The following is a 23,666-nucleotide window of genomic DNA, read 5'->3' as shown; positions in this document are numbered from 1 at the left end:
CGCATGCCGCACGCACCGGATCTTGACGCTGCCGTTGCCACTCTCGCCCGCGGGGGAGTGATCGCCTACCCCACCGAAGCGGTGTGGGGGCTGGGCTGCGACCCGCGACAGGAGGACGCCGTGCTGCGCCTGCTGGAGATCAAGCGCCGCCCGGTGGACAAGGGCGTGATCGTGGTCGCGTCCGGGCTGGACGTGTTGCAGGACTGGATCGATATTGCTGCACTCGCCAGCGAACAGCTGACCGCGGTGCTGGCGCAATGGCCCGGCCCGCATACCTGGATCTTGCCGGTGACCGCGCAGGCGCCGCGCTGGGTCACTGGCGATCACGACGGACTGGCCGTGCGCATCAGTGCCCATCCGGTGGTTGCGGCCCTGTGCAAGGCCTGGGGCGCGCCGCTGGTGTCCACCAGCGCCAACCTGGCCGGTGAGCCGCCCGCGCGCAGTCGCGCAGCGCTGGACCCGGCCCTGCTGGCCCGCATCGACGGCGTGCTCGACGGCGAGGTCGGCGGTCTGGCGCAGCCCACCCCGATCCGCGACGCCCGCACCGGACAGATCCTGCGCGACTGACGCTGGCGTCGAAACACTGCGGCGGTTGCTGCACGCAACCGCCGCCTGGGCGCGTGGTTACGCGTTCAGCGCGGGCATTGCCGCCTCTTTGCCAGAGCCCATAACGCGCGCACACTGCGTGCATGCGCCTGATCCCGACCTTCCTGCTGCTGGCCGCCACGCTCACCGCGCAGGCCGCGCCTGCCACCGCCACCAAGCCCGATCCGAACGTGCGGATCTACCGTTGCGTCAGTAGCGCCGGCACCGTGGCGCTGCAGGATGCGCCGTGCAGCAGCGGCCGCCAGCAGGTGCTGGATCTGCAGCGCCCGCAAGACCCGCCACCGCAGCCGCCACGGGCGGCGCCGGTTGCCGCAACGGTCGCGCCGCCGCCGCGTGAAGTACGCATCGTCACCGTGCAGCCGCCGCAGCCGATGTACGAGTGCGTGACCGAAGAAGGCACCCGCTATACCAGCGACAGCCCGGAGGGCAATCCGCGCTGGGTGCCGACCTGGGGCCCGGCCTACGTGTCGGGTGATCCGTACCGCCGGCCGCCGGGCATCCGCCCGCCGGGGCCACGGCCAGCCGGTGCCAGCGGTGCGATCCAGGCCGGCGGTGATGGCGGGTACCGGGGTGGGCGCGGCGGCTATGGTGGCGGCGGCTACGGCAATGGCTACGGCGGCACGGTGATCGTGCCCTACGGCAATGTGCAGATCCGCGACGAATGCCACGCCCTGCCCGAGCAGGAAGTCTGTGCACGGTTGGCCGACCGCAGATGGGAGCTGATCCGTCGCTATAACAGCGCCCTGCAGAGCGAGCGCGTGGACCTGACCCGTGAGCAGCGCGGCATCGATGCGCGCCTGCAGCGCGACTGCGGCGGCGCATGAGCCGCTGGGGCTGGGTGATGCTGGTGCTGGCGTCCACCGCCAGCGCGCAGGAAGTGGCGATCTACCGCTGCACCGATGCGCAAGGCGCGCTGACGGTGCAGAACATGCCCTGCCCGAAGGGCGTGCAGCAGCAGAAGAAACTGATGACCGCCCCAGCTGCCATGCCGTTGCCGTCCAGTGCAGCGGCGCCGGTATCCGCCCGTTCTGCGCCTGCCCGCGCGGCCACGCAAGCGCCGCCTGCAGTGGCGCCCGCACCGCAAGCGCCGGCCGCTGTGCCGACGGCCACCACCGCCACCTCGTCACTGCCACCACCGCCGCTGTTCGAATGCACCGCGCACGACAATGGCCGCTATTTCACCGAAGACAGCGAGCCGGCCACGCGCTGCTTGCCGATGCAGGTCACCAATCTGGCCGGCGGCCCCGCGCAGAGCGGCGGCAGCGCTTGCGAGGTGGTCACCGACCGCTGCGCGCCGGTGCCCGACCAGAGCCTGTGCGCGGCGTGGCGGCAACGCGCCGAGCAAGCCGAGGCCGCGTGGCGCTTCTCCGACGAAGCCCAATCGGCCGCGCGCAAGCAACGTTACGACCAGGCGCGGCGGGTGATGGACGAGAGCCGCTGCGCCGGCACGCCCGCGACGCCCTGAGCCACGCGGACACCGTCTGCGTGCAGGTGTCTAGGCCGGCGCCAGTGCCACCCGATTACGGCCCTGATTCTTGGCCTGGTACAGCGCGCGATCGGCGCGCGCCATCACCGCCTCACGCACCTGAGCATCCTGCACCTGGCACTCCTGCGGCTGCAGCGCCGTGACTCCGATGCTCACGGTGATGCGCGCGCACGGGCTACCCGCATGGCTGATCGGCATGGCAGCAAGTCGCTCCTGCAGCCGCCGCGCAACCTCCGCCGCGCCGGGCAAATCGGTATCGGGCAGCAGCAGTGCGAATTCCTCACCGCCATAGCGGGCCACCACGTCCTCGCCGCGCGTGACCACGCTGCGCAGCGCGGCGGCGATGTCCCGCAGGCACTGGTCGCCCTGCGGGTGGCCGTAGCGGTCGTTGTATTGCTTGAAGTAATCAACATCCAGCATCAGCACCGACGCGCCGCGCGTGCCGTCGCGCACTGCCGGCAGCAGTCGCTCGAAGGCGCGATCGAAGCCGCGCCGGTTGGCCAGCCCGGTCAGATGATCGTTGCGCGCGGCACCGAGCAATTGCGCATTGGCCTGCTCCAGCTGACGGTTGGCCTCGGCCAGCGCCTCGGTGGTTTTGGTCAGCCGCCACTGCACGCGCAGGTGCTCGCTGATGTCGGTCAACGCGGTGGTCAGCGCAATCAGCCGGCCCTCCAGATCGCGCACGCCGCGCACCCGCACGTGGTAGCTGCGGTCCTGCCAGTCGAACACCTGGTCGGGCACGTCGTGCCCGGCAGCGAGCGTGGCGAATGCGTCAGCCTGATCGGCCGCCGCTTGCGGAAACACCTCGGCCACGCGCATGCCGATCATCTCCTGCACGCTGCGCCCGGCGATGCCTGCCATCGCCTCGTTCACCGCCAGATAGCACCCGGCACGGTCGATCAGACATAACGCCACCGGCGCGGCGGCATACAGCGCCTCCAGCTGGAACAAACGCTGATTGGTGGCACTGTCGTCGGGGCCGCCGGCAATCGGCGTGACGTCGCGGTCGATGCCGCGATAACCGCGCAGCGCGCCCTGGGCATCGAACAGCGGAATTCCGCTGGTTTCCAGCATGACGGTGCGGCCATCGGCACGCACGTTGCGGTTGAGCAGGCCCTGGAACGGGCGACGCGCTGCCACGATTTCGGCAAACGCCACGCCCACGCGCGCCGCTTCGGCCGGTTCCATCAGATCGAACGGCGTGCGCCCCAAAATCTGCTCGGGCGTATAGCCCAGCAACCGCTCGCAGGCGCGCGAGCAGAAGGTGTAGCGCGCCTGCGCATCCACCTCCCAGATCCAGTCGCTGTTGTCATGCACGATGTCATGCAGGTGCGCGAGCGGATGCTGCTGCATGGGCGCGTCAGCCACGGCCCGCTCCGGCGTGCACCCAACAGGAGCTGCGGGCTAGCGGCGTTGCGCTAGAACCCATGACGCAGGAAACCGCCATCCACCGCGATGCATTCACCGGTGATGTAGCTGGCCGCCGGCAGGCACAGGAAACCGACTGCGGCGGCGACTTCTTCCGGCTCCCCGATGCGGCGCATCGGCGTGCGTTCGATCACCTGCTCGTAGTAATCGGGATCGGACAATGGGCCGGAGGTGCGCCGGGTGCGGATGTACCACGGCGCCACCGCGTTGACGCGGATGCCGTCTTCGGCCCATTCCACCGCCAGGTTGCGCGTCATCTGCTGCAGCGCCGCCTTGGTCATGCCATACGGCGCGCCGCTGCGCACATGCGTGATCCCCGACACGCTGCCCACGTTGACGATCGCCGAGGCGGCGTGCCGGGTCAGCAATGGGTGCGCATAGCGCGAGAGTTCGAAGGCGGAAAACACGTTGGTTTCGAAGATGCCGCGCCATTCGTCTTCGGTGTAGTCGATGGCCGCGCGGGTGATGTTGCCGCCGGCATTGTTGATCAGCAGGTGTAAGCCATCGGCGTGATCTTCGACCCAATCCAGAATCGCGCGGCGCTCCTCGTCGTCGGAAACATCCGCGGCCAGGCCGTGCAGTTCGCGCTCGGGAAACTCTTCGGCCAGCTCGTCGCGGGCCTGCGCCAGCGCATCGGCATCGCGCGCCACCATCAACAGGTCGGCGCCGAAGCCGAGCAATTCGCGTGCGATGGCCAGGCCAATGCCGGCACTGGCGCCGGTGATCAGGGCGGTCTGTCCATCCAGCCGCCAGCGGTGCGCTGTCACGTGGGGGTGTCCTTTGAATACGCGGGAAACGGGCGGTGCGGTGCGGTTGGCGCACGCGTACGGCCGGGGCGTAGGATACCGCCACCCCGAGCGAGGTCACGACGATGAAGATCCACTGGGCCGTACTGGCCTGTGCCACGTTGACGTTGGCCGCCTGCCAGCGGCCGCAACCCGCGCCGACCGAGCAGAAACCCGAACCGCAGGCCACCGCCCTGCGTAACCACATCCAGCAGCCGCTGGACAAGGCGCGCGGCGTGCAGGCCGCCACCGATCAGGCCGCCGCACAGCAGCGTGCAACGATCGACGCGGCGACGCAGTAACCGCTGAAAACGACAACGCCGGCGCGAAGCCGGCGTTGTCGTGACTGCCGCCCTCGACGGGAGGCGTATCAGAACCCGCAGAAGCAATACGCCAGCGCCTTGACCGGCGTGCCGCCTGCCTTGCTGTCGTGGACGGCGTCTTCGACGAAGCGCAGTTGGGTGTCCACTTCCGGCAGCGAGCGTGCCAGCAGCGCACGCGCCATGCCCGAGTCGCTCAACATCCACGCGCCCAGGCGGCTGCCTGCAAACCCGCTCATGAACTGCGAGAACGGCGTGGCGGCCTTTTCCACGTAGCGCACGCGGAACTTGCCCTTGCTCAGCTTGGCGCGCGATGCCGCATCGGCCACCGCTTCCTGCATGCCGCCAAACGCGTCCACCAGACCATGGTCCTTGGCCTGCGCACCGCTCCAGACGCGGCCACGGGCAACCTTGTCGATGGCCTCTACCGATTGGTGCCGCGCCTGCGCCACCTTGCCGGTGAAGTCGGCATAGCCCTTGTTGATCACCGCCTGGATGACCTGGCCGGCAGCCGGGTCCAGCGGGCGGGTGATGTCGAAGGCGCCGGCAAAGCGCGTGGTGCCCACGCCATCGGTATGCACGCCGATCTTGTCCAGCGCGCGGGTGAGGTTGGGCACCATGCCGAAGATGCCGATCGAGCCACTGATGGTCGACGGATCTGCATAGATGCGATCGGCATTCATGCTGATCCAGTACCCACCGGAGGCGGCCAGGTCGCCCATCGACACCACCACCGGCTTGCCGGCCTGCTTCAACGCGACCACTTCGCGGCGGATCTGCTCGGAGGCAAACACCTCGCCACCGGGCGAATCCACGCGCAGCACCACCGCCTTGATTTCTTCGTCGTCACGCGCCTGGCGCAGCAACGCGGCAGTGGATTCGCCACCGATGCGGCCTGCCGGCTGCTCGCCGCCGCTGATCTCGCCCGCAGCCACCACCACGGCCACCTGCGGGCGGCTGTCCATCGGCGAATGCTGGGCCTGCAACTGGGTGAGATAGCTGCCGAAATCGATGCTGCGGAAGCCGCCATCGGCATCGTTGTCGGCCACGCCGCGTTCGGTCAGCAAGCTGTCGACCTGCTCGCGCGTCTTCAGCCCGTCCACCAGCTTCTGCTGCAGCGCGAACTTGGCCAGATCGCCACCGGCGGCGGTGACGCCTTCCGGCAGCGTGTCGATGCCGGCCGCCAGCTGCGCCGGCGACAGCTTGCGTGCGGTGGCCACGTCGGTCAGGTAGCGCTGCCAGACATCGTTCATCCAGAACAGGTCCGCTTCCTTGGCGTCGGCGGAGGCCGCATCCAGGATGTATGGCTCGGCGGCGGACTTGTATTCGCCCACGCGGAACAGGTGCACGTCCACGCCCAGCTTGTCCTGCAGACCCTCGCGGAAATACTGGCGGTAGCGCCCCAGGCCTTCGAGCAACACGCTGCCCATCGGGTCGAGATAGACCTCGTTGGCCTGCGCGGCCAGCAGGTACTGGCCCTGGCTCATGCTTTCACTGAAGGCGACGATCTGCTTGCCGGAGGCGCGCAACCCCTGCAACGCCTTGGCCACCTCGCGCTGGGAAGCGAAACCGGACGGCTGCAGCTTGTCCAGGTTCAACAGCACCCGCTCGATCTTGCTGTCCTTGCCGGCGGCCTCGATCACCCGCACCAGGTCACGCAGCTGCACTTCTTCGGCGCTCTTGTCGCCGACCGCCTTGGCCAGCGAACGGCTCACCGGATCCGCACTGAACTGCTCCACCAAGGTGCCTTCCGGTGCGATCACCAAGGTGGTGCGCGCAGCCAGCGGTTTGGTGCCATCGCCACGGGCGACCGCCACCACGAACAGCAGCAGCAACAGGAACAGGAAGCCGAAGAACACCAGGTTGAAAATCAGGCGTCGGGTGAAATTCATCACATCCCACAGGCCGACAAAAAACGTGGCGATGGGATTGCGACGCACGGGGTGGTTCATGGAAAACTCCGTCGGAAAGACGCGATGGATCGATCGTTGCGCCCAGCATACCGGCTGCGCGCGGTGCAGGGCATGCGCAGGAAGTCAGGGTGCCGCGTCGGCAGTCAGCCGGCGGCTGGTCTGGCGGAAGCGCAAGCCCATCAGGATCGCGGCGGCGGTCAGGCCCAGAATCAGCCCGATCCACATCCCTTGCGGCCCCCAGCCCAGCCCCAGGCCGAGCCCGGCACCGAGCGGCATGCCTAAGCCCCAGTACGAAAACATCGCCAGGAACATCGGCACGCGCGTGTCCTTGAGCCCGCGTAGTGCGCCGGCCGACAACACCTGGATGCCGTCGGGAAACTGGAACGTGGCCGCGAACAACAACAACACCGATGCCAGCGCAGCTACTGCGGCATCGTTGGTATACACGCCCACGATGGCATCGTGACCGAGCAACAGGATGCTGGCAGACACCGCCTGCGTGCCCAGCACGATGGCGTAGCCCGCCCAGGCCGCGCGGCGCATGCCCAGCGGATCGCCACGGCCCACCGCGTGGCCGACGCGCACGGTGGTGGCTTCGGCCACGCCCATGGGGATCATGAAACACAGCTGCGAGACGTTGATCGCGATCTGGTGCGCGGCCGCTTCGGTGGAGCCCAGGCGCCCGATCAACAACGCGGTGACGATGAACAGCCCACCTTCCATCAACACGGTGATACCGATCGGCAAGCCGGTGCGCAACAGCTCGCCAATCGCCCGCCAGCGCGGGCCTTCAAGATGGGTGAACAACTCCAGATGCGCAAAGCGCCGCGAGCGCCACAGATACAGCGCAAAGGCAATCGCCTGCACCCACATGGTGATGGCCGAGGCCATGCCCAACCCCTGCGCACCATGCTCGGCGAAGCCAAACTTGCCGTAGGTCAGCACGTAGCCCAGCGGCGCCAGCACCAGCAGCCCGCCAAAGCCCAGCAGCATGGTCGGCAGCGTCCAGTGCATGCCTTCGCTGAGGTAGCGCATGCAGAAGTAGAACGTCAGCGCCGGCCCACCCCAGCGCACCGCGTGCAGGAAGTCGGTGGCGCCGGGCACGATGTCCGGCGCGATCCCGAAGGTAGGCAGCAACGGCGGCACCGCGGTGAGAAAGCCGAACATCAGCGCGCCCAGCCACAGCGACAGCCACAGCGCTTGCCGGAACAACGGTCCGATCTCGCGTTCGCGCCCGGCACCGAGCAACTGCGACACCGAGGCGGTGAGCGAGATCAATGTGCCGATCGGCACCAGCATCGGCAGCCACAGCAACGAGGTACCGATGGTGACCGCGGCCAGCGTGGCGGTGCCGTGGTGGCCGGCGATCACGTTGTCGACAAAACCGATCAGGCCGGTGGAGACATGGCCGAGCACCAACGGCAGCGCGAGCAGGCCAGTGGTACGCACTTCCGCTGCAAAGCGTGGCGTTGCCGACGGGGAGGAGTGAGGGACAGACATTGCAGAACCGATCGCCACGCGGACTACGGCCGTGCCTGGCGGCGCTGGCACCGGGTCGCGTGGGGGCGGCTATCTTACCTGCACTTGCCGTGCGGGCCATGCGTGGCGAGCGTAGCGCTGACCAGCGCAGTGACGCCTGTCGCCAGTGCTGGCGCTGCGGGTGAAGGTGCGGCGCTGCAACGTGCGCGGAGTGCGTGTGACGCGCGTTTGAGCAATCAGGGGCAGGCGCCTGGACCGCGCGCCTCGGAGGCCACTGGCAGCGGAGCCGTAACGGCGGCGTCGGTCGACACCCGATGACCCCGCACGCGGGCTGCCTGACGCCCACGCGCTCACCGCGCGAGTGGGACTACGGCCGCCACGAGCGGCCCCTCTAATCAGCGCGCCAACTGCCGCTTCAGCCAGGTCGACCGGGTTGCCGCCGACTCGGCCAGCAAGGCATCGCGCAAGGCATCGCGTTCCTGCGGCGGGGTGCGCTGCGCCAGCACCGCCAGCTGCTCCAGCTGGCCGGCATCCAGGCTGCGCAGGACGCCGAGCAGTGCATCGCGCTGGGCGACGGGCACATAACCGATCAGCGGCTGCAGTTGCGGATAGAAGTTGCCCAGCTGCGAGCCCAGACGCCAGCCATCGCGATGCAGCCGGTCCATGGCGCCGAACTGGGTGCGCAGCGCACGCTGCTGATCGTCCGGCAAGGCCTGCAGGCGCTCACGCGCTTGCCGCAAGACCACCTTGTCGGTGGCGGTCAGTGCCTTCCAGGCCGCGTAGCGGGCGCGCAGCTCGGTGCGCTGGGCGGGCGTCAGCGCACCCCATCGCGCCCGCTGCTGCGCAGCGCGGGGAATGCTCCGCCCCGGCACGGCGGGCGCTGCCGGGGCAGCCACCGGCCCGGCCGGCGTTTCGTCCAGCGCCGCGGGCAGCGCCTGCGCCCCTGCGGCACCGGCCATGACAGCCAGCCACAGGCCGCACCACTTAGTTTTGGTCATCGACCGTCTCCAGTTCGCTCGACGGACGTTCGGCCGCAGTGGCGTGGGCGCCGGATTCGTCCGGTGGCACCGGGTGCCCGGCGGCGTACCAGGCGTACAGGTCGGCCGAGCGCGCCAGCTCCAGATCAGGGTCGGCAAGCATTGCCTGGTCGCGCGCATCCAGGCCGGGCGCAGCGACGGCATCGGGAAGGTTGGCGGCCGGTAACTCCTCCACCAGCACCGGGGCCGCGTCGGTGACGTGCAGGACGCCCGCGGGCGCCTGCGACACCGGCTCCGGCGGCAAGGCGGGGCGGCGATGCGTCCACCACCACCCGAGCGCCCCCACCAACAGCGCCAGCGCTACAAGCGCCAGCGCGATGCCGGCATGGCGGCGGTTGATGCGTGGCCACGTCCATTGCCGGCGGGCGGCACGGGCGCGCGGGCGCCGATCGGCGGGCCGTTCGCTGCGCGCGGGAGCCGATGCCGCCGGGCTGGAGGCACCGTCCTGTACCGGCTGCAACGGCATGCCAGCCAGGGCCGACTCCCGCAGCTGGGTCAGCCGGCTCAATTGGCCGGGGCTCAATTCACGCAATTCCGCCTGGGCGGCCTCGGCCAATGCCCGCCAGGCCTGCGCATCCGGGTTGCCGGCCGCATCGCGGGGGCAGGCACGCGCCAGCGCAGCTTGGTACGCGGCCGTCTCCATGCCCTGCACTTCGCTGGCGTCGGCTTCCTGCAGCCCGCCGACGATGCGCAGCAGCAGGGCCAGGCGGTCAACCGACTGCATCCGGCCCAGGGCGGTGAAGGGTGGCAACCAGGTGCCGGGCATCGGCTCGCGCCGCAGCGGCGGCGCGGCCGCCAGCAGGCTCCAGAAGCGCATTGGCCAGCCTGCCATCGGCCGCCCGGCGGCTTGCCCACTGAAGGCACGCAGCGCAGCGGCCAAGGCCCGCTCGGCAGCGGCGTCATCGCCGCATTGCAACTGCGCCAGCACCAGCCCCCTGCGTTCGACACCGCGCAAAAAGGCTGACAGCGCGGTGGGGGTGACGGGGGCGTCGGGGACTACGGTCATGAGAACTCCAGCATCGGCCGGCATGATACCGACGCAGATGATCCCCGCCGATGGCTTGACAGATCCACACACCGTTGCTCCTGCCGTGGCCGCCGCCCACGCACGTTGTGCACAGCGGCAGACATGCCGATACGCCGCCGTCTGTCAACTGTTGGTTTTTCCGTGTTGCATTCTTGTTTCACGCCTAAGTCTTTGATAGTTATCGAGTTATGGTAGATGGCGAAAAAATGTCCAACGGGTTGCCAAGGCTAGTGAATCCGCCTTCACGGCGTGGAGCACGAGACTAATTCACAGGCTTATCCACAGGCAGTGTGGATAAGCCGGTTTCTCCAACCCTCACATGGGTTTACGTCGGATTTATCACTTCGGTCACAGAAAGCTGCCGCAACTCAACAGGCCGCTCCGGGCTGCGCGGTGCGCTCCGCTGCCGGCACTGGACAGGGTCGTTAGACTGGTCGGATGTCCGCTCCAGTCACCACCTTGCGCGTCGCCCTGCCGGTGCCGCTGCCGCAATTGTTCGATTACCTGCCCCCCCAAGACACCGCCGTGGACGGTCCGGATCGGGTTGGCTGCCGGGTGCGCGTGCCGTTTGGGCCGCGCGAGCTGATCGGGGTGGTCGTCGAGCGCGGCCAGCAGCCGTCAGCCGAGGGGCTGCGCGCGGCGCTGGACTGGTGCGACGACACCCCGCTACTGGTCGATGAGCTGGCCCGTTCGTTGCACTGGCTCGCCCGCTACACCCATGCCCCGCTGGGCGAGGCCCAGGCCAGCGCCCTGCCCGGCCCGCTGCGCCGTGGCGAGCCATTGGCCGACACCCATGCCTGGGCCTGGCAACTCACCGAGGCCGGCCGCACTGGTGCCGGTAGCCTACGCGCCGGTAGCCGCCCGGCCCTGCTGGCCGCGCTGCTGCTTGCCGGCCCGCTCGCCGAAGAGCCGCTGGAGCAGCAGCTGCCGCAGTGGCGCGAGGCTGCCCGCAACCTGGCCAAGCGTGGCTACGCCGAGCGCGTGGCGGTGGCCGCCGACACGCTGCCGGCGCGCCCAGGCACCGGGCCGCAGCTCAACGACGAACAGCAGGCGGCCACCGACGCCATCCGCGCCGGCAGCGGCTTTGCCACCTATCTGCTCGACGGTGTCACCGGCAGCGGCAAGACCGAGGTCTACCTGCAGGCGATCGCCGATTGCCTGGCCGCCGGCAAGCAGGCGCTGGTGCTGGTGCCGGAAATCGGCCTGACCCCGCAGACGCTGGGCCGCTTCCGCGCGCGCCTGGGCGTGCCGGTGCATGCGCTGCATTCCGGGCTCTCCGATGGCGAGCGCGCGCGGGTGTGGGCCGCGGCCTGGCGTGGCGAAGCCAAGCTGATCGTCGGCACGCGCTCGGCGGTATTCACGCCGCTGCCCAACGCCGGCCTGATCGTGATCGACGAGGAACACGACGGCAGCTACAAGCAACAGGACGGCATCCGCTACCACGCACGCGACTTCGCCCTGGTGCGTGGCAAGGCGCTGGATGTGCCGGTGATCCTGGGCAGCGCAACGCCATCGCTGGAAAGCCTGCACAACGCCTACAGCGGCCGCTATCGGCATCTGCGGCTGTCGCGCCGCGCAGGCGATGCGCGTCCGCCCCGCGTGCGCGTGCTCGACGTGCGCAAGCGCCCGCTCAAGGACGGCCTGTCGCCGGAGGTGCTGGCCGGCATCGGCGCCACCCTGGCGCGCGGGGAACAGGTGCTGGTGTTCAAGAACCGGCGCGGCTATGCGCCGGTGCTGCTGTGCCATGACTGTGGCTGGACCGCCGCCTGCCAACGCTGCAGCACGCCGCTGCACCAGACCCCGATGACCGTGCATGCCGGCGGCCGCCGCCTGCAATGCCACCACTGCGGTGCGCGCCAACCGGCGCCGCTGGCCTGCCCGGCCTGTGCCAGCCTGGCGTTGCAGCCGCAGGGCATCGGCACCGAGCGGCTGGAGGAGCGCTTGGTCGAGGCCTTCCCGGATGCGCCAGTGGTGCGCATCGACCGCAGCACCACCCAGCGCCGCGACGCGCTGGAAACCCAGCTCGCCCGCCTCGGCACCGACGCCGGCATCCTGGTCGGCACCCAGATCCTGGCCAAGGGTCACGACTTGCCCCGGCTGACCATGGTGGTGGTGGTGGGCATCGACGAAGGCCTGTTCTCCGCCGACTTCCGCGCCGCCGAAAAACTGGCCCAGCAGCTGATCCAGGTTGCCGGCCGCGCCGGCCGCGCCGACCGCCCCGGCGAGGTGTGGTTGCAGACCCATCACCCCGAGCATCCGTTGCTGCAGACCCTGGTCAACGGCGGCTACCACGCGTTTGCCGATGCCGAACTGCAGCAGCGCGAAGCGGCCGGCTTCCCGCCCTTCGCGCATCTGGCCTTGTTCCGTGCCGAAGCCAAGGATGTGGCCGCGGCCAATCAGTTCCTGATCGCGGTGCGCGCTCTGGTCGGCGAGCAGCCAGCCCCCTCGCCGGCCATCGCGCCGGTGGAATGCTACGGGCCGATGCCGGCGCCGATGCCGCGCCGCGCCGGTTTCCAGCGCACCCAACTCCTGCTGTCGGCGGCGCAACGCTCTGCGCTGCATCGGGTCCTGGACGCGCAGATGCCGGCCATCCATGCCTTACCGCAAGCGCGCCGGGTGCGCTGGTCGCTGGATGTGGACCCGATCGATCTGTATTGAGGCAGGTGTCGAGGCGCCTGACTGCAAACGAACACGCGCTTGGTAGGAGCGCGCTTGCGCGCGATGAAGCGTTACCGGTAATGCCCCATCGCGCGCCAGCGCGCTCCTACCAAAGCTGCTGCCACTCCGCGTCCCCATGTCCCGCAACATCCGTCCGCTGAAGGTGCATTGGTCGTTTATTGCGTCCGTTGTCGAGACGCCTGCCCGCAAACAGAAACACGCCCGGTAGGAGCGCGCTGACGCGCGATGAAGCGTTCCCAGTCATTCCACATCGCGCGCCAGCGCGCTCCTACCATCGCGGGCTCTACACGTATCCCAATGTGCCGCAGCATTCGGCTCGTATCGACGCATCCGACGATGCTCGGCCCCCCGCACCTTCAACGGCTCAAGGTCAGTACGCTTGCTAACTCAAGTCAGCGGCGTCATCACGCCACGCTGGTAAGCCGGCCGCGCACGCAATCGCTGGTACCAGGCGTGCAGATGCGGCAACTCGGGCCATTCGATTGGCATCTCGAACCACGCGTAGATAAAGCTGCCCAACGGAATGTCACCCATCGCAAAGTCGTCGCTGGACAGATACGGCTGCTGTGCCAGCGCAGCGTCGGCAACTGCGAGCAGCTCGCCGGAGCGTTGAAGCGCTGTGGCAATCCGTGTGGTATCCCGTTCGGCCTGCGGTGTGCGTAACACGCCCCAGAACAGATCACGAAACACGCCGGCAAAGGTCGACGTGGTCCAGTCCATCCAGCGGTCGCCCAGCGCGCGCGTGGCCGGTGAGTGCGAGTACAACGCCGGTGCGTAACGCGCCGCCAGATAGCGCACGATCACGTTGGATTCCCATAGCACCAGCGCGCCATCCTGCAGCGCCGGCACCAGCCCGTTCGGATTCAATGCGCGGTACGCAGGTGTATCGTTTCCGCCGAATGCGCCGCCCACCTCGATCGAGGTATACGCCACACCCGCCTCTTCAAGGCACCACAGCACCTTGCGGACATTGCTGGAATTGCGCCGCCCCCACAACGTGATGCCATCGCCCGCTGGCGTGTGTGCGGTCGCCATGCGCTCGTCGGTCATTTTTCCACCACCGGCTTCGGCGCACTGCGTGCACCACGCGTCCCACGTTTGGCCGCGGCCGGCGCGGGGGCCGCAGCAGCAGGGGGTTGTTTGGGGCGATTGCCCTTGGGCACATCGCGCACCCACAACGCCTGTTCGTCCTGCTTGATCTCGAATAGGCCGATCGCGCGCACCAGATCGCTGAGCTTGCGGTAGCCGTGGTTGCGCGGATCGAACGAGGCCTGATTGGCCACCTGCTTGCCGACGGCCCCCAGATGCGCCCAACCGTCGTCTTCGCAGGCACTGTCGATTGCGTTGCGCAGCATCTGCACCAGCCGTGTGTCGCCGCGCAGCGCGGTGGCATCCTTTCGGCCTGCGGCGGTGTCGCTGGCCGCGGCAGCCTGCTCGCCGAGTGCTTCGACATAGGTGAATTTGGAACACGCATTGACGAACGGCGCTGGCGTTTTCTTCTCGCCAAAGCCATACACCTTCATGCCGTCGGTGAGCAGGCGCATCACCAGCGGAGTGAAGTCCGCATCGCTGGAGACAATCGCAAACCCATCCAGATTGCGCGCGTACAACAGATCCATCGCATCGATCACCATCGCCATGTCCGAGGCATTCTTGCCGGAGCTGTAGGCAAATTGCTGGATCGGGCGGATCGCGTATTCGTGCAATGCCGCCTCCCAGCTCTTCAAGTGCGGGCTTTTCCAGTTGCCATAAGCGCGGCGCACATTTGCCACGCCGTAGCGCGCCACTTCCGCCAGCACTACATCGATCTTGCCGGCCGGCGCGTTGTCGGCATCGATCAGCAGTGCGATGCGTTTATCGGGGTTGTCGATCATGTCTGTTCCTCGAAAGACTCGGCGGATTCGATTTCAGTCTCGCTGTCGTTGCCCGACGCCTGCTCCGCCGGCAGCGTGTACTCGCTACCGTCATGCATGGTCAGCACGCCCTCGGTCAGGATCTCGCGCTCGGCACCGTCGCTGACCCAGGTCGCACTGACCTTGCCACGCCCGCGATCGCCAGTGACGGAGAACACGAATTCGTCGCCGCCCGGCGCCGCACCAGTAGCAAGCACATCGACCTCCATGGTGTCGATTTTTCCGATGTGCTGCTGCACCACCGCGTCGGCCTGCAGCGCGGCCTGGGCCTGCTCGGAAAAGATCGACCACCCGGCGACCGCGATCCAGGCGATCACGCCCAGCACCACCACACCGAACGTCATTACACCGCCCAGCACGATCAGCAACGCAACGGTCGCGGGGCTGCGCTGAGAAACGCGCACAGGCGCAACGGCGGCAGGTGGTGCGAGCGGCGGCAACGGCGGCGGCAAGGTGGACATACGGTGACCAGGTGAGCGAGATGCGACATGATGCCGCAGGCGGGCCCTGCCCGACGCGCCACATTCATTGCCGCTGTTGCATCCTTGCGTGCCCACGTTGCGATCCATCGGACCTGACGATGACCTCATCCCCCTCCCGAGCGCCGCTGCATCTGGTCGTGGTCGGCGGCGGTTTTGCCGGTTTATGGGCAACCCGCGCGCTCGCCGATCCGGACATCCGCATCACCCTGATCGACCGCCAGAATCACCACCTGTTCCAGCCGCTGCTCTACCAGGTGGCCACCGCCGGCCTGTCGGCCCCGGACATCGCCGCCCCGCTGCGCCACATCCTGCGTGAGCAGCGCAATGTCGAAGTGCTGCTCGGCGATGTCGCCGATATCGCCACCGACCGCCGCGCCGTGGTGCTCGCCGACGGCAACACCGTCAACTACGACATGCTGCTGCTGGCCACCGGCGCCACCCACGCGTATTTCGGCAACGATCACTGGGCCGAGCACGCCCCCGGTTTGAAGACCCTGTATGACGCGCTGGTGCTACGCCGCAAATTGCTGCTCGCCTTCGAGCGCGCCGAAGCCGAATCCGACCCGGCCGCGCGCGCGGCCTGGTTGAGTTTTGCGGTGGTTGGCGGCGGCCCGACCGGGGTCGAGTTGGCCGGCACGCTGGCCGAAATCGCCCGCCACACGCTGAAGAACGAGTTCCGCCATATCGACCCGCAGCAGGCCCGCGTGCGCCTGGTCGAGGCCGGGCCGCGCGTGTTGCCGTCCTTCCCGGACGACCTCACCGACAAGGCGCGCAAGCAGCTCGAACGCCTGGGCGTGGAGGTGCACACCGGCACGCCGGTGACCAACATCGATGCGTTCGGCTATCAGTTGGGCGACACCTTCGTGCCGGCGCGCACCGTGGTCTGGGCCGCTGGCGTGGCCGCCTCGCCGTTGGCGCGCACCCTGGGCGTGCCGCTGGACCGCGCCGGCCGCGTGCTGGTGGAACAGGACCTCAGCGTGCCCGGCCACCCGGAGATCTTCGTCGGTGGTGATCTGGCCTCGGTACAACAGGACGGGCGGCCCGTGCCCGGCGTGGCGCCGGCGGCCAAGCAGATGGGCAAGCACATCGCCAAGGCGATCCGCGCACGCCAGCGCGGCCAGGCTGCGCCAGCCTTCCGTTACCAGGACTTCGGCAACCTGGCTACGATCGGGCGCATGGCCGCCATCGTGCATGTCGGCAAGCTCAAACTCTCCGGCATCGTGGCCTGGTGGTTCTGGCTGGCCGCCCACGTCTATTTCCTGATCGGCTTCCGCAACCGCTTCGTGGTGCTGGTGAACTGGGCCATGGCGTACTGGAGCTACCAGCGCGCCGCACGCATCATCTTTGGCGGCACTGACCAGCCACCGCCCAGCAAGGACGGATGACAGCCGGCGGGCGGTGCGCGATGCTGTGCCGCCAGCTGTCGACCGTTGTGCCGTGGCCACTGTCTTGTTCCTGCTGGATCTGCTCGGCACCTTCGTGTTTGCGCTCAGTGGCGCCACCGTGGCGGTGCGCAACCGCCTGGACCTGTTTGGCGTGCTGGTGCTGTCCTGCGCAGCGGCGGTTTCCGGCGGCATCGTGCGCGATGTGCTGATCGGTGCCACGCCGCCGGCAGCGCTGGTGCACCCGCACTATCTGATCACCGCCTGCCTGGCCGGTATCGCCGGCTTCTACTGGCACACCGCCGTGGAGCGCCTGCGCAACCCGGTGCAGCTGTTCGACGCCGCAGGGCTGGCGCTGTTTGCGGTCTACGGCACCAGCAAGGCGCTGGATTATCAGCTCAGCCCACTCAGTGCGACGCTACTCGGCATGCTCAGCGGCATCGGCGGCGGCATCGCCCGCGACCTGCTGGTCGCGCGCACCCCGGTGGTATTGCAGGCCGAACTGTATGCGGTGGCGGCGCTGGCCGGCGGCGGCCTGGTCGCGATCGGCCATGTGCTCGGCCTGCCGCAATCCTGGTCGCTGACCGCCGGTGCCGGCGTGTGCTTCGGCCTGCGTTTTATGGCGATCCGCTACGGCTGGCATTTGCCGGTGGCAAGGCTGCCGGAGTAGCGCTGCGCGCAACCGGCGTTGTTCCAACGTGACCTGACGATTCGTAACGGCTGCCGTTGCGGCCGTGCTGCGTGCATGGCGTTGCTGGGCCGATGAGACGTCAACACACAAACGCACCGCTTGCAGCATGTGTACAACGCAAAACGGCCCGGAAGACCGGGCCGTTTTGTATCACTGGCAATGTCACACCGGATCAGGCGACGAACAGCGCCTTCATCTTCTTCAGCGCGTTCGCTTCGATCTGGCGAATACGCTCGGCGGATACGCCGTACTCGTCGGCCAGCTCCTGCAATGTCACCTTGGATTCGGAATCCAGCCAGCGACGCTTGACGATGTCGCGCGAGCGCGTATCCAGGCCGGCCATGCCTTCGCGCAGCAACTGCAGCTGATTGTCTTCGCTGTCGTGCCGCTCATAGGCCTGCGACGGGTCTTCCTCGTTGGCCACGAGGTAGCTCACCGGCGACGGCGGGCCGTGGTCATCGTCTTCGTCCGACGAAGCGTCGAAGCCGATATCGCGACCAGACAAGCGCGACTCCATCTCCATCACTTCGCGCTCTGAGACGTTCAAGTCCTTGGCAACCGCAGTCACCTCGGACGCATTCAGCCAACCCAGACGCGTCTTGGATTTGCGCAGGTTGAAGAACAGCTTGCGCTGCGCCTTGGTCGTGGCGACCTTGACGATGCGCCAGTTCTTCAGGATGAACTCGTGCATTTCGGCACGGATCCAATGCACCGCAAAGCTGACCAGACGCACGCCCATTTCCGGGTCGAAGCGCTTGACCGCCTTCATCAGGCCGATATTGCCTTCCTGGATCAGGTCGCCCAGCGGCAGGCCGTAGCCGTTGTAACCGCGGGCCACGTGCACCACGAAGCGCAGGTGGGAGTGGACCAATTCGCGCGCTGCGTCCAGATCCAGCTCGTCGCGGAAGCGGCGGGCCAGATTCTGTTCCTCATCGACCGACAGCACCGGGATCTGGTGCACGGCACCGATGTAGGCGTCCAGCGAACCGAGCGCACTGGGAATCGGGAGATTGTTTGCCACAAGGGCAGTCGAGGTGATCTGGTTCATAGGGCACCATCTTAGCAGTCGAGCTATTGGACTGCTGGGTACAGAAAAAGTTCCAGCGTTCCATTTATAGGACGTTTGGGTTTCCGGCGCAGGTGCTGTTCCAATCCGTGCCGCCTCGATTCATGTGACTACGCTACCACCGTCACCGCTCGCGGATCGTGACAAATCGCCTACTTGCCAGGCGCGACGGCCCAGCCCGTTCAGCCGCCGGCGAGGCTGAGATCCAGCGCCGCGCGCGGCGGCAACGACCAGTCGATCGGGCTCAGCCCGCGCCGCTGCAAATGGTCGTTGGTCTTGGAGAAATGTTTGCACCCCAGGAAGCCGCGGTGCGCCGACAACGGCGACGGATGCGGGGCCTTGAACACCCGGTGGCGCGCCTGGTCGATCATCTTGCCCTTGGACTGCGCGTAGCTGCCCCAGAGCAGGAACACCAGGCCCTCGCGCTCGCGGTTGAGGGTTTCCACCACATGATCCGTGAAGCCTTCCCAGCCCTTGTTCTGGTGCGCACCGGCGCGGCCCTGCTCCACCGTCAGCACCGCATTGAGCAGCAGCACGCCCTGGCGCGCCCACGGCATCAGGTAGCCATGGTCGGGGCGCGGAATGCCCAGGTCGTCCTGGATTTCCTTGTAGATGTTCAGCAGCGACGGCGGCACCGGCACCCCGGGCAGTACCGAAAAGCACAGCCCATGCGCCTGGCCTTCGCCGTGGTACGGGTCCTGGCCAAGCACCACCACCTTGACCTGCTCAAACGGGGTGGCATCGAAGGCGGCAAAGATCTGCGGGCCGGGCGGGAACACCCGCGCATTAGCGGCCTTGCGCTGGCGCAGGAACGCGGACAGCTCCTGCATCTGCGGCTGCAACAACCACTCCCCCACCCGCGCCTTCCACGACGGTTCCAGCTGGATACGCCCCTCGCCTTCGGTCATAGCGTGACGGCCTGATCCTCCAGGCGCGCCAGCCGCAGCTGGAACAGCACCTTGGTCACCAGCAGGCGTTCTTCGATGGGCTTTTGCACCAGATCGTTGGCGCCGGCCCGCAGCAGCTCGGACTGGTTGCGCGGGTTGGTGTCGCCGGTCATCACCAGCACCGGCAGGCGGCGCTTGCCGTAGGCGAAATCGATGCGGATGCGCTCGACCACATCGCGCCCGTTGAGCTCGCCCTTGAGGGTGACGTCGGTCAGCACCACGTCGATGCGCCGCTCGGTGCGGCCCAGCGATTCGGCGGTGAGCAGCGCAAACGCGTCTTCGGCAGTGAGCACATGCACCACCTTGAGGCTCTGGCGCTCGAGCATGCGCTTGGTCGCTTCGGCCACCACGCGGCTGTCTTCGATGTACAGCACGGTGGCGCCCACCACCGGTTCGGGCTGCACGTAGCCGCGGATGAAGGTCGCCAGCGCCTCGTGGCCCAGCGCCTTGTCGAAATAATCGGTGACGTATTCGGTGAAGCGGCGCTCGACCAGATGCTGTTGCGCATCGCCGGAGACCACGATCACCGGCACATAGGCCTGGCCGGCCGCTTCGCGCACGCTGCGCGCCAGCGTCAGGCCGTCGCCATCGGGCAACGACAGCGAGGTGGTGACCAGATCCACCGCACCGGCCTCCAGCGCATCGCGTGCTTCGGCGATGCTGGCGCAGCCGATCACCTGCACATTCGGCAAGTCGCGCTTGAGCACGTCGGCAATCAGCTTGCGTACCAGCTTGGACCCATCGACCACCATCACACGCGGTGCGTCGCTGATCAGGTGTTTGAGATCTGGTGGATGCATGGCAGGTCTCAGGTCTCGGTGGGGCGGGTCTGACGGAGGAAGTGGCCGGTGACCAGCCAGGCACCCAGCCAACCCAGCACCAGGGTACCCACCAACACCATCGCAGAATGCAGCAGATCCAGTCCGTGCAGGGTAAAGGAACTGCCGTAGCTGTCGGCCAGCGTGGCCAGCGGCGTACGCAATGCAAACCCGGAAGCGGCGATCAGAGCAAGCGCGACCGCGCCGGCGCCCAGCCCGTACCACGCACCCAGATACAGGAACGGGCGGCGGATGAAGCCATCGCTGGCACCCAGCAGCTGCAGCACGCCGATCTCTTCGCGCCGCGACTGGATATCCAGCCGCACGGTATTGCCGACCACCAGCACCGCGCCAATGCCGAGCAAGGCCGAGAGCACCTGCACCAGCCGTTCGCCGAAGTGCAGCCAGCCATCCAGGCGCTTGCGCCACAGCGCGTCGTGTTGCACCTGGTCGGTCTGCGGCAAAGCCTGCAAGGCGGCGGCCAGCTGCGCATCGTCAGTGGCATCGGCCGGGGTGACGATCAGCAGCGTGGGTAGCGGGTTGTCGCCGAGCGCATCGATCGCTTCGTCCAGCTTGGCGTTTTCGCGCAGGTCGGCCAGGCCCTGCGCCGGCGTGCGCACCGCCACCTGGGCAATGTCCGCACGCGCACGCAGCTCGCCGGCCAGGCGCTCGGCCGCATCGGCGGCCACGTCCACCTTGAGGAACAGATTGATTTCGCGCGACTGCTGCACGCTACCAGCCAGCAGCTTGACGTTATCCAGCGCGATCGACAGCCCCAGCGGCAATGCCAGCGCCAGCGCCATCACCACGATGGTGAGCAAGGTGGCCCAGGGCTTGCGCATGGCGCGGCCCAGGCTGAAGGCGATGCTGTGCAGATGGTGGTCGATCCACACGCCGAACCGCGAGGGGGCCACCGATTCGGTATTGGCGAGCTTGCTCATTCGGCCAGGTCCTGCGGCGAGATGTCATCGACCAGGCGGCCGTGGTCCAGGATCAGCACGCGCTTGCGCATCTGCTTGAGCAGCGCCAGGTCGTGGCTGACCACCAGCACGCTGGTGCCGCGCGCCGGCAGCTCGGCAAACAGCTGCATGATTTCCGCGGCCAGTGCCGGATCCAGGTTGCCGGTGGGTTCGTCGGCCACCAGCAGGCGCGGTTCGCCGACGATGGCACGGGCAATGCCCACGCGCTGCTGTTCGCCGGCCGACAACTGCGAAGGCAGCGCCTTCTCGCGATGGGCCAGGCCGATCCGCTCCAGCGCCGAGCGCACGCGCTTGCCGATTTCCGCACGGCGGGTGCCGCGCAGGATCAACGGCAAGGCGACGTTTTCCGCAATGCTGCGGTCGTTGAGCAAGCGGTGATCCTGATACACCGCGCCCACCTGGCGGCGATGCAGTGGAATCTGCCGGCCACGCACCTTGAGCAGGTTGCGTTCGCCCAGCAGCACCGCGCCCTGGCTGGGCCGCTCGCTGAGGTGGATCAATTTGAGCAAGGTGCTTTTGCCGGCGCCGGAGTGGCCGGTCACGAACAGCATCTCGCCATCGGCCACTTCGAAGCTGACATCGGTCAGCGCCTGGTGGCCACCGGCGTAGTGCTTGCTGACGTTGTCGAAACGCAGAACGGTCATCCAGCGATTATGCCGGAGCGTCAGCGCTTGCGTCGCATCGCCGGTGCACGGCGATGCGATCTATGCCGCAATACCTCAGCTGCCGGAGACCAACGAACGCAGCCTGCGTCCGATGCGGCTCAGCAACGACGGGCTGCCCGACGGCTTGGCTGCGGCACGTACCGGCTTGGCCACCACCTGGGTGGGTTTGCGCGGCGCGGCGGGGGCCGGCACGGGCGTGGATGCCACCACCGGCTCGGCACCTTCGACCGGGCGGCCATTGCGACGCCGACGGCGCTTGCGCGGTGCGCGCTCGCCTTCGGCCGCCGTGACGGCAGGGGTTTCTGCGGCAGCAACGACAACCTCCGGCGTCTCGCTGGGCGCCGCGGCCGGATCGGCCTCGCCTTCCACGCGCGGCTTGCGACGCGGCGGGCGCTGCTTGCCATCGGCACCGGCGCCGTCGCGACGACCGCCGCCACTGCCGCTACGCGATGCGCCACCGGGGCCGCTACGGCCACCGCCACGACGCGCGTCGTCGGCCGCACGCTGCTCGCGCGCTTCGCGGAAGATCGCGCCGACGCTTTCGCCCTCGGCATCACCAACGTCTTCGCCTTCCACCGGCGCACGCGCAGCGCGCGGCAACGGGGTCAGCAACTCGGAGGTCACCGGTTCGACCGGGATCTTCTGCTCGATATAGGCCTCGATGTCCGGCAGGCTCATCGCGTAACGCTCGCAGGCGAAGCTGATCGCATCGCCCTCCTCGCCCAGGCGCGCGGTGCGCCCGATGCGATGCACGTAGTCTTCGGCGTCGAACGGCAGGTCGTAGTTGTAGACGTACTTGACGCCATCGATGTGCAGGCCGCGCGCGGCCACGTCGGTGGCCACCAGGATTTCCAGCTGGCCCTTCTGGAAGCGGTTGAGCAACGACTCGCGCTTTTTCTGCGGTACGTCGCCGGACAACACCCCCACGCGGTAGCCGTGCCGCTCCAGGGTGCGCGCCACCCGCTCCACGAACGCCTTGGTGTTGACGAACACCATGGTGCGCGCGCCTTCGCTGCGCGACAGCAGGCCCAGCAGCAGCGTCTGCTTCTCTTCGTCGGAGGGGAAATAGATGCGCTGACGCACCCGCGCGGCTGTGATGGTCTCGGTCTCCACGACGAGCTTTTCCGGCTCGTTCATGTGCTCATAGGCCAGCTCCAGCACGCGGTGGCTGAGCGTGGCCGAGAACAACAGCGTCTGGCGGGTACCGCGTTCGGGCATGCGCCGCAGCAGGAAGCGGATGTCCTTGATGAAGCCCAGGTCGAACATGCGGTCGGCTTCGTCCAGCACGCAGATCTCGCAGGCATGCAGCGAGACCACCTTGTGCTGCTTGACGTAGTCGATCAGCCGGCCCGGGGTGGCGATGATCACGTCCACGCCCTGCTGCAGCAGCTCGCGCTGCTTGTCGTAGTCCACGCCACCGTAGACCAGCGCAAAGCGCAGCCCCAGGTCGGCGCCGAACTTGACCGCGTCCTTGTGGATCTGGATGGCCAGCTCGCGGGTGGGCGCCAGGATCAGGGCGCGCGGGTCTTCCGGATTGCGGTCGGCCAGCGCGGGGCGGATCAGCAGGCGGTTCATCACCGCGACCAGGAACGCCAGCGTTTTGCCGGTGCCGGTCTGGGCCTGGCCGGCGACGTCGCCGCCTGGCAGGGCGACCGGCAGGGTCAGCGCCTGGATCGGCGTGCAGCGCGTAAACCCGGCGCTCTCCAGCCCGGCGACCAGCGCCGGATGCAGGTCGAACGAGGAAAAAGTCAAATCGGTCAGCGGTTTGTCGCTCATTATTCCGTCTTCGTGAGGCGCCCTGGGCAGCCCGGGCGCGGCTTGCATCGATGCCGACAGCGTCGCAAACTGCGGCTCTTGTGGCGGACAGCGCGGCTTCAGGACTGACACTTGATTCAGTCGCGCAATGCCCCAGTTTACCGCAATGTGGCGGCCTGCCCGGTCGGGTAGGCCGTTTTGGTTTCC

22 protein-coding genes are annotated in these 23,666 nt (G+C 67.9%); 7 read left to right on the top strand and 15 right to left on the bottom strand.

The genetic code is table 11. From position 1 onward, the window contains the following. Nucleotides 1–3 precede the first annotated feature (3 nt). The 3 genes from tsaC to ACCQ01_RS02525 all read left to right on the top strand — a co-directional run bounded on the left by tsaC (nucleotide 4) and on the right by ACCQ01_RS02525 (nucleotide 2,071). On the top strand, nucleotides 4–567 hold the full coding sequence (gene tsaC / locus ACCQ01_RS02535; protein ID WP_228433473.1) for an L-threonylcarbamoyladenylate synthase type 1 TsaC: 564 nt from the start codon (nucleotides 4–6) through the stop codon (nucleotides 565–567). 122 nt (nucleotides 568–689) lie between these two features. Beyond that, entirely contained in the window at nucleotides 690–1,430 is a 741-nt protein-coding gene (locus tag ACCQ01_RS02530) for a DUF4124 domain-containing protein (protein WP_116890837.1), read from the top strand. Further along, nucleotides 1,427–2,071 carry a DUF4124 domain-containing protein gene (locus tag ACCQ01_RS02525; RefSeq protein WP_228433475.1) on the top strand — a complete coding sequence of 215 codons (645 nt, stop codon included), beginning with the start codon at nucleotides 1,427–1,429 and terminating at the stop codon, nucleotides 2,069–2,071. Before ACCQ01_RS02530 ends, ACCQ01_RS02525 begins: the two co-directional genes overlap by 4 nt. A 30-nt stretch (nucleotides 2,072–2,101) precedes the next feature. Here ACCQ01_RS02525 and ACCQ01_RS02520 read toward each other — a convergent pair whose 3' ends face one another. Together ACCQ01_RS02520 and ACCQ01_RS02515 are read right to left on the bottom strand one after the other, a co-directional pair. Continuing rightward, the gene (locus tag ACCQ01_RS02520; protein ID WP_228433477.1) at nucleotides 2,102–3,460 is read right to left on the bottom strand and encodes a sensor domain-containing diguanylate cyclase; all 1,359 of its coding nucleotides are present in this window, start codon (nucleotides 3,458–3,460) and stop codon (nucleotides 2,102–2,104) included. Between the two features lie 50 nt (nucleotides 3,461–3,510). Further along, nucleotides 3,511–4,287, bottom strand: a complete 777-nt coding sequence (locus tag ACCQ01_RS02515) for an SDR family oxidoreductase (RefSeq protein WP_040941929.1) — start codon at nucleotides 4,285–4,287, stop codon at nucleotides 3,511–3,513. A gap of 104 nt (nucleotides 4,288–4,391) precedes the next feature. On the opposite strand from ACCQ01_RS02515, the gene ACCQ01_RS02510 reads away from it, so the two are divergent. Further along, nucleotides 4,392–4,607, top strand: a complete 216-nt coding sequence (locus tag ACCQ01_RS02510) for a hypothetical protein (protein ID WP_076056920.1) — start codon at nucleotides 4,392–4,394, stop codon at nucleotides 4,605–4,607. A 68-nt stretch (nucleotides 4,608–4,675) separates the two neighbouring features. Here the strand turns inward: ACCQ01_RS02510 and sppA are convergent, their stop codons facing one another. From sppA to ACCQ01_RS02490, 4 genes are all read right to left on the bottom strand, one after another. Then, nucleotides 4,676–6,577 (bottom strand): signal peptide peptidase SppA, encoded by a 1,902-nt coding sequence (gene sppA / locus ACCQ01_RS02505; RefSeq protein WP_228433479.1) that lies wholly within the window; start codon nucleotides 6,575–6,577, stop codon nucleotides 4,676–4,678. An 84-nt stretch (nucleotides 6,578–6,661) separates the two neighbouring features. Then, nucleotides 6,662–8,038: an MATE family efflux transporter gene (locus ACCQ01_RS02500; RefSeq protein ID WP_228433481.1), complete on the bottom strand. Its 1,377-nt coding sequence runs from the start codon at nucleotides 8,036–8,038 to the stop codon at nucleotides 6,662–6,664. A gap of 374 nt (nucleotides 8,039–8,412) precedes the next feature. After that, a complete protein-coding gene (locus ACCQ01_RS02495) occupies nucleotides 8,413–9,015 on the bottom strand; it encodes a DUF3106 domain-containing protein (protein ID WP_228433482.1) in 603 nt (200 codons plus the stop codon). Next, nucleotides 9,002–10,060 carry a hypothetical protein gene (locus ACCQ01_RS02490; RefSeq protein WP_228433484.1) on the bottom strand — a complete coding sequence of 353 codons (1,059 nt, stop codon included), beginning with the start codon at nucleotides 10,058–10,060 and terminating at the stop codon, nucleotides 9,002–9,004. The genes ACCQ01_RS02495 and ACCQ01_RS02490 overlap by 14 nt, the downstream gene beginning before the upstream one ends. 459 nt (nucleotides 10,061–10,519) lie before the next feature. Between ACCQ01_RS02490 and ACCQ01_RS02485 the strand changes: the two genes are divergently transcribed. Continuing rightward, complete coding sequence (locus tag ACCQ01_RS02485) at nucleotides 10,520–12,739, top strand: primosomal protein N' (RefSeq protein ID WP_228433486.1); 2,220 nt, start codon at nucleotides 10,520–10,522, stop codon at nucleotides 12,737–12,739. A gap of 408 nt (nucleotides 12,740–13,147) precedes the next feature. Here the strand turns inward: ACCQ01_RS02485 and ACCQ01_RS02480 are convergent, their stop codons facing one another. From ACCQ01_RS02480 to ACCQ01_RS02470, 3 genes are read right to left on the bottom strand one after another with little or no spacing between them, the layout of a single operon-like run. Further along, nucleotides 13,148–13,810: a glutathione S-transferase family protein gene (locus ACCQ01_RS02480; RefSeq protein ID WP_228433488.1), complete on the bottom strand. Its 663-nt coding sequence runs from the start codon at nucleotides 13,808–13,810 to the stop codon at nucleotides 13,148–13,150. Next, nucleotides 13,807–14,634, bottom strand: a complete 828-nt coding sequence (locus tag ACCQ01_RS02475; RefSeq protein WP_228433491.1) for an NYN domain-containing protein — start codon at nucleotides 14,632–14,634, stop codon at nucleotides 13,807–13,809. Before ACCQ01_RS02475 ends, ACCQ01_RS02480 begins: the two co-directional genes overlap by 4 nt. Continuing rightward, nucleotides 14,631–15,134 (bottom strand): hypothetical protein, encoded by a 504-nt coding sequence (locus ACCQ01_RS02470; RefSeq protein ID WP_228433493.1) that lies wholly within the window; start codon nucleotides 15,132–15,134, stop codon nucleotides 14,631–14,633. The genes ACCQ01_RS02475 and ACCQ01_RS02470 overlap by 4 nt, the downstream gene beginning before the upstream one ends. A 119-nt stretch (nucleotides 15,135–15,253) precedes the next feature. Between ACCQ01_RS02470 and ACCQ01_RS02465 the strand changes: the two genes are divergently transcribed. Both ACCQ01_RS02465 and ACCQ01_RS02460 read left to right on the top strand, forming a co-directional pair. After that, nucleotides 15,254–16,540: an NAD(P)/FAD-dependent oxidoreductase gene (locus tag ACCQ01_RS02465; protein ID WP_042595249.1), complete on the top strand. Its 1,287-nt coding sequence runs from the start codon at nucleotides 15,254–15,256 to the stop codon at nucleotides 16,538–16,540. Between the two features lie 52 nt (nucleotides 16,541–16,592). Beyond that, nucleotides 16,593–17,207 (top strand): trimeric intracellular cation channel family protein, encoded by a 615-nt coding sequence (locus tag ACCQ01_RS02460; RefSeq protein WP_011038852.1) that lies wholly within the window; start codon nucleotides 16,593–16,595, stop codon nucleotides 17,205–17,207. A 193-nt stretch (nucleotides 17,208–17,400) separates the two neighbouring features. Here ACCQ01_RS02460 and rpoH read toward each other — a convergent pair whose 3' ends face one another. The 6 genes from rpoH to rhlB form a co-directional block, all read right to left on the bottom strand. Continuing rightward, on the bottom strand, nucleotides 17,401–18,276 hold the full coding sequence (gene rpoH, locus ACCQ01_RS02455) for an RNA polymerase sigma factor RpoH (protein ID WP_011038853.1): 876 nt from the start codon (nucleotides 18,274–18,276) through the stop codon (nucleotides 17,401–17,403). Nucleotides 18,277–18,476: 200 nt separating this feature from the next. Beyond that, on the bottom strand, nucleotides 18,477–19,202 hold the full coding sequence (ung, locus tag ACCQ01_RS02450) for a uracil-DNA glycosylase (protein ID WP_014506372.1): 726 nt from the start codon (nucleotides 19,200–19,202) through the stop codon (nucleotides 18,477–18,479). Beyond that, the gene (locus ACCQ01_RS02445) at nucleotides 19,199–20,041 is read right to left on the bottom strand and encodes a response regulator (protein ID WP_014506371.1); all 843 of its coding nucleotides are present in this window, start codon (nucleotides 20,039–20,041) and stop codon (nucleotides 19,199–19,201) included. Before ACCQ01_RS02445 ends, ung begins: the two co-directional genes overlap by 4 nt. A gap of 8 nt (nucleotides 20,042–20,049) precedes the next feature. After that, the gene (gene ftsX, locus ACCQ01_RS02440; protein WP_011038856.1) at nucleotides 20,050–21,000 is read right to left on the bottom strand and encodes a permease-like cell division protein FtsX; all 951 of its coding nucleotides are present in this window, start codon (nucleotides 20,998–21,000) and stop codon (nucleotides 20,050–20,052) included. Continuing rightward, entirely contained in the window at nucleotides 20,997–21,683 is a 687-nt protein-coding gene (ftsE, locus tag ACCQ01_RS02435) for a cell division ATP-binding protein FtsE (protein ID WP_003484499.1), read from the bottom strand. Before ftsE ends, ftsX begins: the two co-directional genes overlap by 4 nt. 75 nt (nucleotides 21,684–21,758) lie before the next feature. Beyond that, nucleotides 21,759–23,480 carry an ATP-dependent RNA helicase RhlB gene (gene rhlB / locus ACCQ01_RS02430; RefSeq protein ID WP_228433495.1) on the bottom strand — a complete coding sequence of 574 codons (1,722 nt, stop codon included), beginning with the start codon at nucleotides 23,478–23,480 and terminating at the stop codon, nucleotides 21,759–21,761. Between the last annotated feature and the right edge of the window lie 186 nt (nucleotides 23,481–23,666).

It is taken from the genome of Xanthomonas sp. NCPPB 4037 (assembly GCF_041475695.2).
Lineage (GTDB): Bacteria > Pseudomonadota > Gammaproteobacteria > Xanthomonadales > Xanthomonadaceae > Xanthomonas > Xanthomonas campestris.
Note: the sequence above shows the minus strand (reverse complement) of the source record. Positions and strands in the feature narration are given on the sequence as shown.